Annotated in this window: 15 protein-coding genes and 4 tRNA genes; 8 read left to right on the forward strand and 11 right to left on the reverse strand. The window is 52.3% G+C overall.

The window, feature by feature from the left end:
* Positions 1-14: 14 nt before the first annotated feature.
* The 4 genes from ptsI to cysZ form a co-directional block, all read right to left on the reverse strand.
* Complete coding sequence (ptsI, locus tag G8S19_RS06510) at positions 15-1,742, reverse strand: phosphoenolpyruvate-protein phosphotransferase PtsI (protein ID WP_005121951.1); 1,728 nt, start codon at positions 1,740-1,742, stop codon at positions 15-17.
* Between the two features lie 45 nt (positions 1,743-1,787).
* On the reverse strand, positions 1,788-2,045 hold the full coding sequence (gene ptsH, locus G8S19_RS06515) for a phosphocarrier protein Hpr (RefSeq protein ID WP_002913505.1): 258 nt from the start codon (positions 2,043-2,045) through the stop codon (positions 1,788-1,790).
* Between the two features lie 383 nt (positions 2,046-2,428).
* A complete protein-coding gene (gene cysK, locus G8S19_RS06520; protein WP_253686349.1) occupies positions 2,429-3,400 on the reverse strand; it encodes a cysteine synthase A in 972 nt (323 codons plus the stop codon).
* Positions 3,401-3,563: 163 nt separating this feature from the next.
* Positions 3,564-4,325, reverse strand: a complete 762-nt coding sequence (gene cysZ, locus G8S19_RS06525; protein WP_086523404.1) for a sulfate transporter CysZ — start codon at positions 4,323-4,325, stop codon at positions 3,564-3,566.
* Between the two features lie 230 nt (positions 4,326-4,555).
* On the opposite strand from cysZ, the gene zipA reads away from it, so the two are divergent.
* From zipA to G8S19_RS06540, 3 genes are all read left to right on the forward strand, one after another.
* Positions 4,556-5,542, forward strand: coding sequence for a cell division protein ZipA (gene zipA, locus G8S19_RS06530; RefSeq protein WP_253686351.1), 987 nt, complete (start codon positions 4,556-4,558; stop codon positions 5,540-5,542).
* Positions 5,543-5,613: 71 nt separating this feature from the next.
* On the forward strand, positions 5,614-7,629 hold the full coding sequence (gene ligA / locus G8S19_RS06535; protein ID WP_253686353.1) for an NAD-dependent DNA ligase LigA: 2,016 nt from the start codon (positions 5,614-5,616) through the stop codon (positions 7,627-7,629).
* A 1-nt stretch (position 7,630) separates the two neighbouring features.
* Complete coding sequence (locus G8S19_RS06540; RefSeq protein WP_048210989.1) at positions 7,631-7,849, forward strand: DUF3820 family protein; 219 nt, start codon at positions 7,631-7,633, stop codon at positions 7,847-7,849.
* Here G8S19_RS06540 and G8S19_RS06545 read toward each other — a convergent pair.
* The gene (locus G8S19_RS06545) at positions 7,846-8,844 is read right to left on the reverse strand and encodes a bile acid:sodium symporter family protein (RefSeq protein WP_061068297.1); all 999 of its coding nucleotides are present in this window, start codon (positions 8,842-8,844) and stop codon (positions 7,846-7,848) included. The genes G8S19_RS06540 and G8S19_RS06545 overlap by 4 nt on opposite strands.
* 89 nt (positions 8,845-8,933) lie before the next feature.
* Between G8S19_RS06545 and G8S19_RS06550 the strand changes: the two genes are divergently transcribed.
* Positions 8,934-9,860: a LysR family transcriptional regulator gene (locus tag G8S19_RS06550; protein ID WP_253686355.1), complete on the forward strand. Its 927-nt coding sequence runs from the start codon at positions 8,934-8,936 to the stop codon at positions 9,858-9,860.
* Here G8S19_RS06550 and G8S19_RS06555 read toward each other — a convergent pair.
* Positions 9,851-10,189, reverse strand: a complete 339-nt coding sequence (locus G8S19_RS06555; protein ID WP_048210992.1) for a FlxA-like family protein — start codon at positions 10,187-10,189, stop codon at positions 9,851-9,853. The genes G8S19_RS06550 and G8S19_RS06555 overlap by 10 nt on opposite strands.
* A gap of 291 nt (positions 10,190-10,480) precedes the next feature.
* On the opposite strand from G8S19_RS06555, the gene xapA reads away from it, so the two are divergent.
* From xapA to G8S19_RS06570, 3 genes are all read left to right on the forward strand, one after another.
* The gene (gene xapA / locus G8S19_RS06560; protein ID WP_253686357.1) at positions 10,481-11,314 is read left to right on the forward strand and encodes a xanthosine phosphorylase; all 834 of its coding nucleotides are present in this window, start codon (positions 10,481-10,483) and stop codon (positions 11,312-11,314) included.
* Positions 11,315-11,371: 57 nt separating this feature from the next.
* Entirely contained in the window at positions 11,372-12,628 is a 1,257-nt protein-coding gene (locus G8S19_RS06565) for a nucleoside permease (protein ID WP_115643120.1), read from the forward strand.
* 98 nt (positions 12,629-12,726) lie between these two features.
* Positions 12,727-13,611 carry a LysR family transcriptional regulator gene (locus G8S19_RS06570; protein ID WP_115643121.1) on the forward strand — a complete coding sequence of 295 codons (885 nt, stop codon included), beginning with the start codon at positions 12,727-12,729 and terminating at the stop codon, positions 13,609-13,611.
* Positions 13,612-13,763: 152 nt separating this feature from the next.
* Here the strand turns inward: G8S19_RS06570 and G8S19_RS06575 are convergent.
* The 4 genes from G8S19_RS06575 to G8S19_RS06590 all read right to left on the reverse strand — a co-directional run bounded on the left by G8S19_RS06575 (position 13,764) and on the right by G8S19_RS06590 (position 14,163).
* Positions 13,764-13,839: transfer RNA gene (locus G8S19_RS06575), tRNA-Lys, on the reverse strand.
* Between the two features lie 4 nt (positions 13,840-13,843).
* Positions 13,844-13,919: transfer RNA gene (locus G8S19_RS06580), tRNA-Val, on the reverse strand.
* A gap of 46 nt (positions 13,920-13,965) precedes the next feature.
* A tRNA-Val gene (locus G8S19_RS06585) sits at positions 13,966-14,041 on the reverse strand.
* 46 nt (positions 14,042-14,087) lie between these two features.
* Positions 14,088-14,163: transfer RNA gene (locus G8S19_RS06590), tRNA-Val, on the reverse strand.
* A gap of 258 nt (positions 14,164-14,421) precedes the next feature.
* Between G8S19_RS06590 and gltX the strand changes: the two genes are divergently transcribed.
* Positions 14,422-15,837 carry a glutamate--tRNA ligase gene (gene gltX / locus G8S19_RS06595; RefSeq protein WP_048210996.1) on the forward strand — a complete coding sequence of 472 codons (1,416 nt, stop codon included), beginning with the start codon at positions 14,422-14,424 and terminating at the stop codon, positions 15,835-15,837.
* Between the two features lie 56 nt (positions 15,838-15,893).
* Here the strand turns inward: gltX and G8S19_RS06600 are convergent, their stop codons facing one another.
* Positions 15,894-16,286, reverse strand: coding sequence for a YfeC-like transcriptional regulator (locus tag G8S19_RS06600; protein WP_061068253.1), 393 nt, complete (start codon positions 16,284-16,286; stop codon positions 15,894-15,896).

Here is a 16,286-nt window from a genome sequence, read left to right on the forward strand (position 1 = left end):
CCGCATCTCGTGGATTAGCAGATTGTTTTTTCTTCAATGAACTTGTTAACCAGCGTCATTAACTCGTCCGTTGTCGGTTGAGCAAGAGCCTGCTCTGCTAACACCTTCGCATCTTCGAAGTTCGTGTTACGGATAATCTTCTTAATGCGCGGGATAGAAATGGCGCTCATAGAGAATTCGTCCAGACCCATCCCCAGCAACAGAAGTGTAGCACGTTCGTCGCCTGCAAGCTCACCACACATGCCGGTCCATTTGCCTTCAGCATGAGAAGCATCAATAACTTGCTTGATCAGCGTCAGAACAGATGGCGACATCGGTTGGTAAAGGTGTGAAATCATATCATTACCACGGTCAACTGCCAGGGTGTACTGCGTTAAATCATTGGTACCGATACTAAAGAAATCAACTTCTTTGGCTAAATGACGCGCAATGGTTGCCGCAGCCGGTGTTTCCACCATCACGCCAATCTCAATGCTTTCGTCGAATGCTTTACCTTCGTCGCGCAGTTCCTGTTTGTAGATTTCGATCTCTTTGCGCAGTGCGCGCACTTCTTCAACAGAGATAATCATCGGGAACATGATGCGCAGTTTGCCGAAAGCAGAGGCACGCAGAATAGCGCGAACCTGGTCACGCAGGATCTCTTTACGATCCATCGCGATACGCACGGCACGCCAGCCCAGGAACGGGTTCTCTTCTTTCGGGAAATTCATGTACGGCAGTTCTTTATCGCCGCCAATGTCCATGGTACGGACGATAACCGCCTGAGAGCCACACGCTTCAGCAACGGCTTTATACGCAGCAAACTGTTCTTCTTCAGTTGGCAGCGATTCACGGTCCATGAACAGGAATTCGGTACGATACAGACCCACGCCTTCAGCGCCATTACGCTCAGCGCCTTCAACGTCACGAACGGTACCAATGTTGGCACACACTTCAACCTGATGTCCGTCCAGCGTGATAGCCGGCAGATCTTTCAGCTTAGCGAGTTCCGCTTTCTCGGTAGCAACCTGCTCCTGAACGGCACGCAGTTGTTCGATAACGTCGTTAGTTGGGTTGACGTAAACCTGATTGTTTACGGCATCCAGAATCAGATAGTCGTCGTTTTTCACCTGAGAGGTGACGCTACCAGTACCGACGATGGCAGGCAGTTCCAAAGAACGCGCCATGATTGAGGTATGAGAGGTACGTCCACCTGCATCAGTGATGAAACCCAGCACCTTCTCGAGGTTCAGCTGTGCAGTTTCTGACGGGGTCAAGTCAGCGGCAACCAGGATAACTTCCTCCTGGATAGCGCTCAGGTCGATAATTGCCAGACCCAGGATGTTACGCAGCAGGCGTTTACCGATGTCACGTACGTCAGCCGCACGTTCTTTCAGGTATTCATCATCCAGCTCTTCCAGGGCTGTGGCCTGACCTTCGATAATCTCATGCGCAGCGGCGTCAGCCGTCATGTGCTTATCTTTAATCAGGGCTATGATTTCCTGCTCCAGCTCCTCATCTTCGAGCAGCATAATATGCCCTTCAAAGATGGCTTCTTTTTCTTCACCGAATGTTTCACCAGCTTTGGTTTTGATCGCTTCCAGTTGCGCAGATGCCTTGGCACGACCGCTCAGAAAACGTTCAACTTCCTGATCAACCTTGTCGGCAGAAATTTTTTTCCGGTCAATGACGATTTCGTCTTCTTTCAGCAGCAGTGCCTTGCCGAAAGCGATACCCGGGGATGCTAAAATGCCTGAAATCATAACCCTACCTTACTTGTGACTGATATTTAAAAGAACTCGTTGAACTTACTCGAGTTCAGCCATCAGTTTAACCAGATGCTCAACTGCTTTCTGCTCGTCTTCGCCTTCTGCGGAAAGGGTAACAACGGTGCCCTGAGTCAGGCCCAGAGTCTGCAGCTTAAACAGGCTTTTTGCGCTAGCGCTTTTGCCGTTGGAAGTCACAGTGATTTCAGACGTAAAGCCTTTTGCTTCTTTAACAAATTGAGCAGCAGGGCGAGTATGCAGACCGTTCGGAGCGGTAATGGTAACTTCTTGCTGGAACATTATATTTCCCCAACTTATAGGTTTAGTGTTGTGGAACTAAAGTCTAGCCTGGCGGTTCAACTTTAGCCTGTATTGTTAGCGTCGACGTAAACAGGACGCGACACAAAAGGAGTTCGGTGCAATCCGTTGCTGGCAACTTCTTGCCGCTGACGTTTCGTTCGTCATTAAACATTATGCCGCGAAAGGAAGAGTTGAACCAAATCATAAAATCGATTCAGCTAGCGCTTTTCCTGTAACGATTAATTTCGCGCATCAAAATAATTAGTTTGGTTAAATACCAGTTCCGGCGGGCTGAATCAATGCCAGGTGGGTTGAAACTTTGAAGCAGGCCACAAAAAAGCACCCAAAAGGGTGCTTTTTTACGCGTTTTTAACATGCTGGCATTACTGTTGCAGTTCTTTCTCAGTGAAGAGATCGGCAAACAGTGCGGTGCTCAGATAACGCTCACCCGATGACGGTAGAATAACCACTATATTCTTATTGGTAAAGGTTTCATCTTCCTGCAGCTTAAGCGCGGCAGCAACGGCAGCACCTGAAGAGATACCTGCCAGAATACCTTCTTCTTCCATCAGGCGACGCGCAGTAGAGATTGCTTCATCATTGGTGATGGCGACGACTTTATCGATAAGTTTCAGATCAAGGTTGCCTGGAATGAAGCCTGCACCGATGCCCTGAATTTTATGTGGACCTGGTTTAAGTTCTTCACCCGCCAGCGCCTGGGCGATAACTGGAGAGTCTGTCGGCTCAACGGCAACGGTGATGAGGTCCGTTTTGCCCTTGGTCCCTTTAATGTAGCGAGTCACCCCGGTCAGCGTACCGCCGGTACCTACGCCAGAGATAAACACATCAACCTGACCATCGGTATCTTCCCAGATTTCCGGGCCGGTAGTTTTCTCGTGGATTTCCGGGTTAGCCGGGTTGCTGAATTGCTGAAGCAGCAGGAATTTTTCTGGGGCGCTGGCAACAATCTCTTCTGCCTTTTGAATCGCGCCCTTCATGCCTTTCGCGCCTTCGGTCAGCACCAGGTTTGCACCCAATGCCTTCAGCAATTTGCGACGCTCAATGCTCATGGTTTCTGGCATCGTCAGGGTGAGTTTGTAACCACGGGCGGCAGCAACGTAGGCCAACGCGATCCCGGTGTTGCCGCTGGTTGGTTCGACCAACTCAACGCCCGGCTTCAGTACACCACGTTTTTCGGCATCCCAAATCATATTGGCACCGATACGGCATTTGACGCTGAAGCTCGGGTTACGTGACTCCACCTTCGCCAGAATGCGTCCGTTACCGATACGGTTCAGTCGAACCAGCGGCGTATGACCGATAGTCAGCGAGTTGTCTTCAAAAATCTTACTCATGGCCTGTCCTTAACTGTATGAAATTGGGATACCGCTTCAGCATACCTGTTGAGAAAGTATGGGGAAGTAAGGATTTAGCATATCTATATTCAGAAAGGAAATATTCGACGTCAGTATGGAATAAGGGACGGCATAAGCCCCCCCTGTTTTACACATTTTTGCATTACTTCCATAACGCGTGTTTAGCACGATAGCAGTCTACCCACATCGCTGTGGCACCACAAACCGCAACCGGCATGATGAACAGATTGAGCACCGGGATCATCGTAAACAGACTGGTTAGCGCACCGAACTGCATGTTGGTGACTTTGCGTGTGCGCAGGGCGATACGCATCTCTTTAAAGGGCACTTTGTGGTTGTCGAACGGATAATCACAATATTGAATAGCCAGCATCCACGCACTGAACAGGAACCACAGTACCGGGGCAACGGTCTGCCCCACGCCGGGGATAAAATAGAGGAGCAGTAACACAAAGGCGCGCGGGAGATACCACGCCAGCTTTTGCCATTCGCGCTTCATAATACGGGGCACATCTTTCATGATGCCAAGAACGCCAGTGTCAGGCGGTGTTGCACCTGTCAGGCGGGCTTCGAGTTGTTCCGCCAACAAGCCGTTAAACGGTGCGGCAATCCAGTTGGCGATGGTAGAGAACAGGTAGCCAAACACCAGTAGCACGGAGATCGTGACAATCGGCCATAGCAAATAGCTAAGCCACTGTAGCCAGTTCGGGACGTGGCTCATCAGCGCAGGGATCCAACTGTCCAGTTGCGTAAACAGCCACCAGAATGCGCCGCCCATTAGCAGAATATTCACCAGTAAAGGCAGGATAACAAAGCGACGAATTCCCGGTTGAGTGATGAGTTTCCATCCCTGAGAAAAGTAATAAAAACCGCTGCGAGGTACAACTGCAGATGATGAAACCATGGTCAGGACATACTCCTTGTTATATGAGCTCTGGTAAACTTTGCGTATCTTACCGGGTTGTTGAGCGTTAGGCTGTTCAGAAATGTTCGAAAAAACAGCAAAAAGCACGTTTTTATTCATCTTTATGCCGTGAAAGCCAAGAGTGCACTTGCACTTGGCGTAATCGGCAAATACTCTTAGTGAGTAAATGTTTGCCGTGGTGGCAAGGTGTTAGAACAACAGAGAATATAATGATGCAGGATTTGCGTCTGATATTAATCATTGTTGGCGCGATCGCCATAATCGCTTTACTGGTACATGGTTTCTGGACTAGCCGTAAAGAACGGTCTTCTATATTCCGCGATCGCCCACTGAAACGCATGAAGTCTAAACGTGATGACGAGGATTCCTACGACGACAACGTCGAGGAAGACGAAGGCGTGGGCGAAGTCCGCGTGCATCGTGTGAATCATGCTCCCGGCAGCGCTCAGGAACATGGTGTTCCTCCTCAGTCGCCGCAACACCAGTACCAGCCGCCTTATGCGTCTGCTCAGCCGCGTCAACACGCGCAGCAGCCTGCACAAGCGCCTGTACCGCCGCCGCATGTTCAGCAGCAGCCGCAGCCGGTGCAACATCAGCCTGTTCAGCAGCAACCTGCGCAGCAGCCGATGCAACATCAGCCCGTTGCGCCGCAGGTTCAGCAGCCCGCGCCACAACCTGCGCCACAGACCTTCCAGCCAGCAGAGCCTGTTGTTGAACAGCAACCGCAGCCTGAACCGGTTGTTGAAGAAGCGCCCGTTGCTGAAAAACCGCAGCGTAAAGAAGCGGTCATCATTATGAACGTTGCGGCGCATCACGGCAGCGAGCTCAACGGTGAAGTGTTGCTCAACAGCATTCAGCAGGCTGGTTTTAAATTTGGCGATATGAATATTTTCCATCGTCATCTCAGCCCGGATGGTAGTGGCCCGTCGCTGTTCAGTCTTGCCAATATGGTTAACCCAGGGACGTTTGACCCTGAGATGACCGGCGATTTCAGCACGCCGGGCGTCACTATCTTTATGCAGGTTCCGTCCTATGGTGACGAGCTGCAAAACTTCAAGCTGATGCTGCAGTCCGCACAGCACATTGCCGATGAAGTGGGCGGTGTGGTGCTCGACGATCAACGTCGCATGATGACGCCGCAGAAACTGCGCGAGTATCAGGACCGCATCCGCGAAGTTAAAGAATCTCACGCCTGATTTTCCTCTGGCGTGACCTCTCCTTTCTGAACCCCCGCCTGTCGGGGGTTTTTTATCATTGATGGTGCGATATGGAATCAATCGAACAACAACTGACAGAACTGCGAACCACGCTTCGCCATCATGAGTATCTCTACCATGTGATGGATGCGCCGGAAATTCCTGATGCGGAATACGATCGTCTGCTGCGCGAACTGCGTGAACTGGAAGCGCAGCATCCTGAACTTGTCACGCCCGATTCACCCACCCAGCGCGTAGGTGCCGCACCACTGGCGGCATTCAGCCAGATCCGTCATGAAGTGCCGATGCTGTCGCTGGATAACGTGTTTGATGAGGAGAGTTTTCTCGCTTTCAATAAGCGCGTTCAGGACAGACTGAAGAGCACGGATAAACTGACCTGGTGCTGCGAGCTTAAGCTGGACGGCCTGGCGGTCAGTATCCTGTATGAAAACGGTGTGCTGGTCAGCGCGGCAACGCGTGGTGATGGTACGACTGGCGAGGACATTACCTCGAACGTGCGCACCATCCGCGCGATCCCGTTAAAACTGCGTGGCGATAATATTCCGGCTCGCCTGGAAGTGCGCGGTGAAGTGTTTTTGCCGCAGGCCGGGTTTGAAAAAATCAACGAAGAAGCCCGCCGCACTGGCAACAAAGTGTTTGCTAACCCGCGTAACGCGGCGGCTGGGTCACTGCGTCAGCTCGATCCACGTATTACAGCGAAGCGACCGCTTACTTTCTTCTGCTATGGCGTCGGCGTGCTGGAAGGCGGCGAACTGCCCGATACCCATCTGGGTCGCCTGCTGCAGTTTAAAGCGTGGGGCCTCCCGGTCAGCAACAGGGTAACGTTGTGCGACTCTCCGGAGGAAGTACTCGCTTACTATCATAAGGTTGAAGAAGACCGGCCGACGCTTGGATTCGATATTGACGGCGTGGTTGTCAAAGTCGACTCCATGGCGCTGCAGGAGCAACTGGGCTTTGTTGCCCGCGCACCGCGCTGGGCGGTAGCTTTTAAGTTCCCGGCGCAGGAACAGATGACTTTTGTTCGCGACGTTGAGTTTCAGGTCGGTCGTACCGGCGCGATTACGCCTGTCGCTCGCCTCGAGCCAGTGCAGGTGGCTGGTGTGCTGGTGAGTAACGCAACGCTGCATAACGCTGACGAAATCGAGCGGCTGGGTTTGCGTATTGGCGACAAAGTTGTTATTCGCCGTGCGGGCGATGTCATCCCACAGGTGGTGAACGTCGTACTCTCCGAACGCCCGGAAGATACGCGCGAAATCGAGTTTCCCACCCACTGTCCGGTATGCAACTCTGACGTTGAGCGTGTGGAAGGAGAAGCGGTTACTCGTTGTACCGGAGGTTTAATCTGCGGGGCACAGCGGAAGGAATCATTGAAACACTTCGTTTCCCGCCGTGCGCTGGATGTTGACGGTATGGGCGACAAAATTATCGATCAACTGGTCGAGAAAGAGTACGTGCACACACCAGCGGATCTGTTCACGCTGACCGCCGGTAAGCTGACCGGCCTCGATCGTATGGGGCCGAAGTCTGCGCAAAACGTGGTGAATGCGCTGGAAAAAGCGAAAGAGACCACGTTTGCCCGTTTCCTCTACGCGCTGGGTATTCGTGAAGTCGGCGAAGCGACGGCTGCGGGTCTGGCCGCGTATTTCGGTACGCTGGATGCGCTGGAGGCGGCTTCCATTGAAGAGCTGCAAAAAGTACCGGATGTGGGCATTGTGGTGGCCACTCACGTGTTTAACTTCTTTGCCGAAGAGAGTAACCGCGAGGTGATCGTGCAACTTCTGGCGCAGGGGATCCACTGGCCAGCGCCGGTGGTTATCAACGCTGAAGAAATCGACAGCCCGTTTGCCGGTAAAACGATTGTGCTGACCGGTAGCCTGAGCCTGATGTCACGCGATGACGCCAAATCGCGTCTGACCGAGCTGGGCGCAAAAGTGGCGGGGAGCGTGTCGAAGAAAACCGATCTGGTGATTGCGGGGGAAGCGGCGGGCTCTAAACTGGCAAAAGCGCAGGAGTTGGGCATTGCCGTTATCGACGAAGCTGAAATGATCCGCTTGCTGGGTGCCTGAGATGGAAAAAGAGCAGCTGATAGAGATCGCCAATACCGTCATGCCCTTTGGCAAATATAAAGGGCGTCGGCTGATTGACGTTCCGGAAGAGTATCTGCTGTGGTTTGCCCGTAAGGATGAATTTCCGCCGGGCAAACTGGGTGAGCTGATGCAAATCACGCTGCTGATTAAAACTGAGGGGCTGACGCAGCTGGTTCAGCCCCTGAAACGCCCGCTTTAGGCCTTCGCGGCGCGGCTCTTCTGCTGCGCCTGCAGCGCGTCCGTCTGTTGTTTGTAGCGACGCGCCAGCACGGCGCACACCATCAGCTGAATTTGGTGGAAAATCATCAATGGCAGCACCATCATACCAATTACCGATGTCGGAAACAGGATGTTTGCCATGGGGATCCCGTTGGCCAGACTTTTCTTCGATCCGCAGAAGACAATAGTGATTTCATCAGCTTTGCTGAAACCGCATTTCCTCGCGACAAAGACGTTGATAGCAATCACGATTGCCAGCAATATGATGCTAACAACCACGATAAACAGCAGTGAACCGACCCCCACTTTGTGCCAGATCCCATTAACCACGGCCTCACTGAAGGCGGAGTAAACCACCAGTAAAATGGAAGATTGATCCGTTTTTGCGATCCATTTTTTATGTTTTGACACCCAGTTGCCAATCCACGGTCGGGAGAGATGCCCCAGCACGAACGGCAGCAGCAGCTGCAGCATGATTTTCCCCACCTGTTCCAGGCTGCCTTCTGCGCCATGCATATTCATGACCAGGCCTACCAGCAGCGGCGAAAGAAAGATACCCAACAGGCTGGAGGCCGAAGCGGAACACACGGCGGCGGCAACGTTACCGCCTGCCATTGAGGTAAAGGCGATAGCCGACTGCACCGTGGCGGGCAAAATACACAGGTACAGGAATCCGGTGTACAGCATCGGGTCAACGTTGACGGGCGCCCACCAGGCGAACAGGACGCCCAGCACCGGGAAGACAACGAACGTGCTGCACATCACCCACAGATGCAAACGCCAGTGGCTACCGCCGGCAATAATCGCCTCACGAGAGAGTTTGGCGCCGTGCATAAAAAACAGCAGCGCAATGGCGGCGGTGGTTAAGCCTTCAAAGAAAGGCACAAAGCCACCTTCGGCCGGGAAAAACGACGCCAATAAAACAACGGTAATCAGCGTTATCGTGAACGGATCAAGAATACGAAAAAGTTTCATAAAGACTCCTGAAATTCGGTAGCAACATTTTGCGTTTTTCCATTTGAGAAATAAAATTGATTTATTGCATCTATATATGAATAGAATCGATGAATTATTCTTTGCGTCAATTACGTATCTTTGTCACCGTCGCTCAGGCCAAAAGTTTTAGCCGGGCGGGGGATATCATCGGCTTAAGCCAGTCGGCGGTTAGTCATAGTGTAAAAGAGCTGGAAGGGCAGACGGGTGTCCGGCTACTGGATCGTACAACGCGCGAGGTGGTGCTGACGGAAGCCGGACACCAGTTGGCGGCACGGCTGGAACGCATTCTGGATGAACTGCATAGTACGCTGCGTGAAGCCGGGCAGGTGGGTACGCAGTTAACCGGTACGGTGCGGGTTGCTGCCAGCCAGACGATTTCCGCGCATCTCATTCCGCAGTGTATTGCGCAGAGCAACCTGCTTTATCCGGCAATCGATTTTGTCCTGCACGACAGGCCACAACAATGGGTACTGGAGAGTATTCGTCAGGGAGAGGTGGATTTTGGCATTGTGATTGACCCAGGCGCCGTGACCGATCTGCAGTGTGAAGCCGTACTGTCCGAACCGTTCCTGCTGCTGTGTCGCCATGATCATCCGTTAGCCCAACGTGAGTGGGTAAACTGGCAGGATTTGTACCACGAACGTCTGGTGTTACAGGATTACGCTTCCGGCAGCCGACCGCTTATCGATGCGGCGTTGGCCCATTTTTCCATTGATGCCAATATTGTTCAGGAGATTGGACACCCGGCAACGCTGTTCCCGATGGTGGAAGCGGGGATTGGCATCAGCGTGCTGCCCGCACTGGCGCTCCCCTTACCGCAGGGTAGCCACTTGCAGGTTAAGCGCCTGACGCCTGTTGTGGAACGACAACTGATGTTGGCGCGGCGCAAAAATCGCGCTCTCTCAACCGCCGCTCAGGCATTGTGGGACGTGGTGCGAATGCAGGCCAGTGAATTAACCGCCGGTCGTGCCCGCGATCCGTTGTATCAGATATAAATATCGACCTGATGTTGGTCGGAAGCCGTGTTGATGCCTTCAGCTTTTCTCTGATCGGCGCTTTGCTTTTGCTGCGACTCCTCGGCCTGCCGACGCAACAATTGATCCAACTGGGCTTGTAACATCTTGATTTGGGTCTGAATAAGTTCCTGCTGCTCGCGTTTCTGCTCAATAGTGCCACTGCTGTTGGGGATATCTTTGAGCTGCTGGGTTAGCTTGGTTATCTTTTGGGTGATTTGCGCAATCTGTGCGGAGATATCATTCCCGGCTGGTGCTTTTCCGCCGCTACTGCTTTGAACAGTTGGGGTGGAAACGTTGATAGTTGTCATACGGATTCCTCACGCCATAAAACATGAGTATCGGCATTAGTGAACAGAACTTCAGCGACAATACGGCCGAGCAGAGTTTAATAATAAAAATCCCAAATCTGCATGTATCTCTATTTCTGTGCCATTTCTGGCCCGAAAAAAATGTGATTTCAGGCTGGTTTAGTGCGACTCATCCATACCGATTTACTATCGGTTGTCGGGATAAACGGTATTGGTAATCGATTGCGTAGTCTCGCTATAACAGTGCGGTACGCGACATTATTTTCGACTACTCAGTATTAAGGACATCTCATGAGTCACTCTCTTTTCTCGCAAAATCCCTGGTACAGCGCCGACATCATTCGTAGTTGCAAACCCGATTTCACGCCGCGCGTAGCCTTTATTCTTGGCTCAGGCCTCGGCGCGTTGGCGGATCAAATCGAGGATGCAGTGGCCATCTCTTACGAGAAATTGCCGGGATTCCCTGTCAGTACCGTACATGGTCATGCCGGTGAGGTGGTGCTGGGAAATCTGGCCGGTATTCCAGTGGCCTGTATGAAAGGGCGTGGGCATTTTTATGAAGGTCGCGGCATGACGGTGATGACCGATGCCATTCGCACACTGAAGCTGCTGGGCTGTGAACTGTTATTTTGTACCAATGCCGCAGGCTCCCTCCGCCCTGAAGTTGGGCCGGGTAGTCTGGTTGCGCTTAGCGATCACATCAATACGATGCCGGGTACACCGATGGTGGGACTTAACGATGAGCGTTTTGGCGAGCGATTCTTTTCGCTGGCGAATGCCTATGATGCTGACTATCGTGCAATCCTGCAAACCGTTGCCGCAGAAGAAGGTTTCCCGCTGAGCGAAGGCGTATTTGTCTCTTATCCGGGGCCAAACTTTGAAACCGCGGCAGAAATCCGCATGATGCAAATCATTGGTGGCGATGTGGTGGGGATGTCGGTGGTGCCTGAGGTTATCTCTGCGCGCCACTGCGGTCTGAAAGTGGTTGCGGTGGCTGCCATCACCAACCTGGCGGAAGGTTTGGGGGATGTGAAGTTATCTCACGCGCAGACGCTGGCGGCAGCGGAACTCTCACAGCAGAATTTTATCAATCTGATCTGCGGCTTTTTGCGCAAACTGGCCTGAATAATTAAAACATGACCCCGCTTGCGGGGTCTTACTTTTTTGGCAAGGAACGGAAAAATGGGTATCGCATCTCGCTTAAAGCTCATGTCGTTTTTGCAATATTTTATCTGGGGTAGCTGGCTGGTTACCCTGGGTTCTTACATGATTAACACCCTGGATTTTACCGGCGCGAATGTGGGTATGGTCTACAGCTCGAAAGGGCTGGCAGCGATTATTATGCCGGGCATTATGGGGATCATCGCCGATAAGTGGCTGCGTGCCGAGCGCGCCTACATGCTGTGCCATCTGGTGTGTGCTGGCGTGCTGTTGTACGCCACAACCGTTACCGATCCCCAGACCATGTTCTGGGTGATGTTGGTTAACGCGATGGCGTATATGCCGACGATTGCGTTATCGAACAGCGTCTCATATTCATGCCTTGCGCAGGCGGGTCAGGATCCGGTCACCGCGTTCCCGCCAATTCGTGTATTTGGCACGATTGGCTTTATTGTGGCGATGTGGACGGTCAGCTTAATGGGGCTGGAGCTGAGCAGCGCGCAGCTGTATATCGCTTCAGGCGCATCGCTGCTGCTGGCTCTGTATGCGCTGACGTTGCCGAAAATACCGGTTGCGGAGAAAAAAGAATCCGCCACGCTGGCCAGTAAGCTGGGGCTGGATGCGTTTGTTTTGTTTAAAAATCCGCGCATGGCAATTTTCTTTTTGTTTGCCATGATGCTGGGGGCGGTGCTGCAAATTACCAACGTCTTTGGTAATCCGTTCCTGCATGATTTCGCCCGTAACCCTGAGTTTGCCAACAGCTTTGTGGTGAAATATCCCTCCATTTTGCTGTCGGTTTCTCAGATGGCGGAAGTGGGCTTTATCCTCACTATCCCGTTCTTCCTCAAACGTTTTGGCATCAAAACGGTGATGCTGATGAGCATGCTGGCGTGGACGCTGCGCTTTGGCTTCTTTGCCTTTGGCGATCCGTCCCCGTTTGGCTTTGTGTTGCTGCTTATGTCGATGATCGTTTACGGCTGCGCGTTTGATTTCTTCAACATCTCCGGGTCGGTATTTGTCGAGCAGGAAGTTGACTCAAGCATTCGCGCCAGCGCCCAGGGGCTGTTTATGACGATGGTAAATGGCATTGGCGCGTGGGTGGGTTCAATCCTGAGCGGGATGGCAGTGGACTACTTTTCTGTCGATGGCGTCAAGGATTGGCAAACTATCTGGCTGGTGTTTGCCGCTTACGCGCTGGTCCTGGCGGTTATTTTTGCATTGTTCTTTAAATATAAGCATGAGCCTGAACGACTGGCGCAGAAATCACCGGCACATTAATGCTCCTTTAGCGGCGGGGTCTGATACCCGCCGTTTCATTTTCTGCGATGCAATGTGGTAACTTTGCGCATTATTCTTCACTCAGGAGCGCATTATCCATGGAACGCACGCACCGCATCGATCTGAAGCTACTGCGTTATTTTCTTGCCGTCGCAGAAGAACTGCATTTTGGACGCGCTGCTGCTCGCCTGAATATGTCGCAACCGCCGCTCAGTACGCATATCAAAGAGCTGGAACAGCAGCTCGGCACGTTGCTATTTATCCGTCATTCCCGCAGCGTGGCGTTAACCCACGCCGGAAAAATTTTGATGGAAGAATCGCGCAGACTGTTATCCAGTGCTAATCAGGCGCTGGCACGAGTGGAACAGATTGGTCGCGGTGAGGCAGGGCGAATTGAGCTTGGCGTCATTGGTACCGCAATGTGGGGAAAAATGCGTCCGGTGATGCGGCGTTTTCTGAAGGAAAATCCCAACGTTGAGGTGCAGTTTCGCGAGAACATGCCTGCCATGCAGATGACGATGCTGGAAAGACGTGAACTGGATGCGGGAATTTGGCGCATGGCTACTGAACCTTCTCCCGGATTTACCAGCCTGCGCTTACATGAATCCTCATTTTTGGTGGCCATGCCGGAAGAACATGCTCTTACCGCCTGTGAATCCGTACCGCTGGAAGCGTTGAGAAATGAATATTTTGTCACGATGCCCTCCATTCATACCGACTGGGCATTTTTACAGCGCGTTTGCCTGAGCGCCGGATTTTCACCGATGATTATTCGTGAGGTGAGGGAGCCGCAAACGGTGCTGGCGATGATTAGCATGGGGATTGGGATTACGCTGATTGCCGATAGCTATGCCCAGATGAGCTGGCCTGGCGTGGTATTCCGGCCGTTAGAAGAACGTATTCCGGCGGATTTGTATATTGTCTATGAACAGCAGCAGGCCACGCCAGCGCTGGAAAAACTGGTGGCGGCTTTGACGGTATGATGTCTGTGCCGGATGACTCGCTTCGCTCGCCCTTCGGGCCGTCGCCGTAAACGGCTCCGTTGTTTCGCTGCGCTCAACACCGAACCTGCGGCAGATTCGAATCTTATAAATCGCAGATAGCAAAAAAGCGCCTTTAGGGCGCTTTTTTACATTGGTGGGTCGTGCAGGATTCGAACCTGCGACCAATTGATTAAAAGTCAACTGCTCTACCAACTGAGCTAACGACCCGAAGTGGTGGGTGATGACGGGATCGAACCGCCGACCCCCTCCTTGTAAGGGAGGTGCTCTCCCAGCTGAGCTAATCACCCACTTCGGTACTTCACATTTTAACAAGAAATCCAGCTGGCGAGAAAGTGGTGGGTGATGACGGGATCGAACCGCCGACCCCCTCCTTGTAAGGGAGGTGCTCTCCCAGCTGAGCTAATCACCCACTTCTCAATTTCTTGTTCTACACGGCGGAGACTACGTAAAGTAGTTGGTGGGTGATGACGGGTTCGAACCGCCGACCCCCTCCTTGTAAGGGAGGTGCTCTCCCAGCTGAGCTAATCACCCCCGCTGTGTGGAGTCGCATTATAGGGAGAGTTGAAAATGAGTCAACGCATTTTCTAAAGAAATTGTTCGTTCGTCGTAAATTTAAACAAAACGATCGCAAAACAATCCATGTCGCATGATTTGTATACGAAAATGGCAAAGCGTGATGTTCCAACCCGATGAACATTGAGGAATCAGACCACAGTGATAGAATACCAGCCTGATAATCTTCCCTGGATTTGCCGGTTGTCGGCATCTTTATAAACGTAAGGCCATTTCATGAAAATCAAAACTCGCTTCGCGCCAAGCCCGACAGGTTACCTGCACGTCGGCGGTGCGCGTACTGCTCTTTATTCCTGGCTTTTTGCACGTAACCATGGCGGTGAGTTTGTGCTGCGTATTGAAGACACCGATCTCGAACGCTCCACGCCGGAAGCTATTGAAGCCATTATGGATGGCATGAACTGGCTGAATCTGGAGTGGGATGAAGGCCCGTATTTCCAGACTAAACGTTTTGACCGTTACAATGCTGTCATCGATGAGATGCTGGAAGCGGGGACGGCATATAAATGCTACTGCTCCAAAGAGCGTCTGGAACAGCTGCGTGAAGAACAGATGGCAAAAGGTGAAAAACCACGTTACGACGGTCGCTGCCGTCACGGTCACGAACATCACGCTGCTGATGAACCTTGCGTGGTGCGTTTTGCTAACCCGCAGGATGGGTCCGTTATTTTTGATGATCAGATCCGTGGGCCGATCGAATTCAGCAACCAGGAGCTGGACGACCTGATTATCCGCCGTACAGATGGTTCCCCGACCTATAACTTCTGCGTCGTTGTTGATGACTGGGATATGGAAATCACCCACGTCATTCGTGGTGAAGACCATATCAACAACACCCCGCGTCAGATCAACATCCTGAAAGCGCTGAACGCGCCGGTGCCGGTTTACGCGCACGTGTCGATGATCAACGGCGACGACGGCAAAAAACTCTCTAAACGTCACGGTGCGGTCAGCGTGATGCAGTATCGCGACGACGGCTACCTGCCGGAAGCGTTGCTGAACTATCTGGTACGTCTGGGTTGGTCCAGCGGCGATCAGGAGATCTTCACCCGTGAAGAAATGATCAAGCTGTTCTCTCTTGGTGCGGTGAGCAAGTCTGCGAGCGCATTTAACACTGAAAAACTGCAGTGGCTGAACCACCACTACATTAATGCACTGGCGCCAGAATATGTGGCGACGCATCTGCAGTGGCACATTGAGCAGGAAAATATCGATACGCGCGTCGGCCCGCAGTTGTCTGAGCTGGTAAAACTGCTGGGTGAACGCTGCAAGACTCTGAAAGAGATGGCGCAGAGCTGCCGCTATTTCTATGAAGACTTTGCTGAGTTCGATGCCGATGCGGCGAAGAAACACCTGCGTCCGGTTGCGCGTCAGCCACTGGAAGTGGTTCGCGACAAACTGGCTGCTATCAGTGAATGGACCGCGGAAAACGTGCACCACGCGATTCAGGCAACCGCTGATGAGCTGGAAGTGGGCATGGGTAAAGTCGGGATGCCGCTGCGCGTAGCCGTAACCGGTGCGGGTCAGTCTCCGGCGTTAGACGTTACGGTGCATGCGATTGGTAAATCTCGCAGCATTGAACGTATTAACAAGGCGCTCGCGTTTATTGCTGAGCGTGAAAGTCAGCAGTAAGGCAGAGTGATCGATAAAAAAACGGCAGGAGTGCATCCTGCCGTTTTTTTTGCCTGTTATTCAGACTCATCAATGCCCAGACGGGTCAGGAAAGTGCGAATACCTTCGCGCGAAATATACATCGCCAGCTTTTCCTGTTCCGTTGGCGACATGTTATCCAGTGCGCTGATTATCTGACGGCAGGCGTGACTGCGAACCACGTGTGTATACTCGGCAAGCGGTTCTTCTGCCTGATAAAATTCCGGTGCCTTGCGAAAAGCTGGAATATTGAGAAGAAACTCTCGGACGCCGGCATCAATATGAATAAGCCTTGCGCGACCACCTTTAACACCGGGAAACTTTTCGGTTGTCCAGTTTTGCTCTCTGATCCAACGATTGACGGTTTGTTTGGCGACACCGAGACATTCAGCCAGCTCTTCGGTGGTCATTTTACTGCGTAATTTTTTCAT

The sequence above is a fragment of the Citrobacter sp. SX206 genome, assembly GCF_024181025.1.
Lineage (GTDB): Bacteria > Pseudomonadota > Gammaproteobacteria > Enterobacterales > Enterobacteriaceae > Citrobacter > Citrobacter youngae.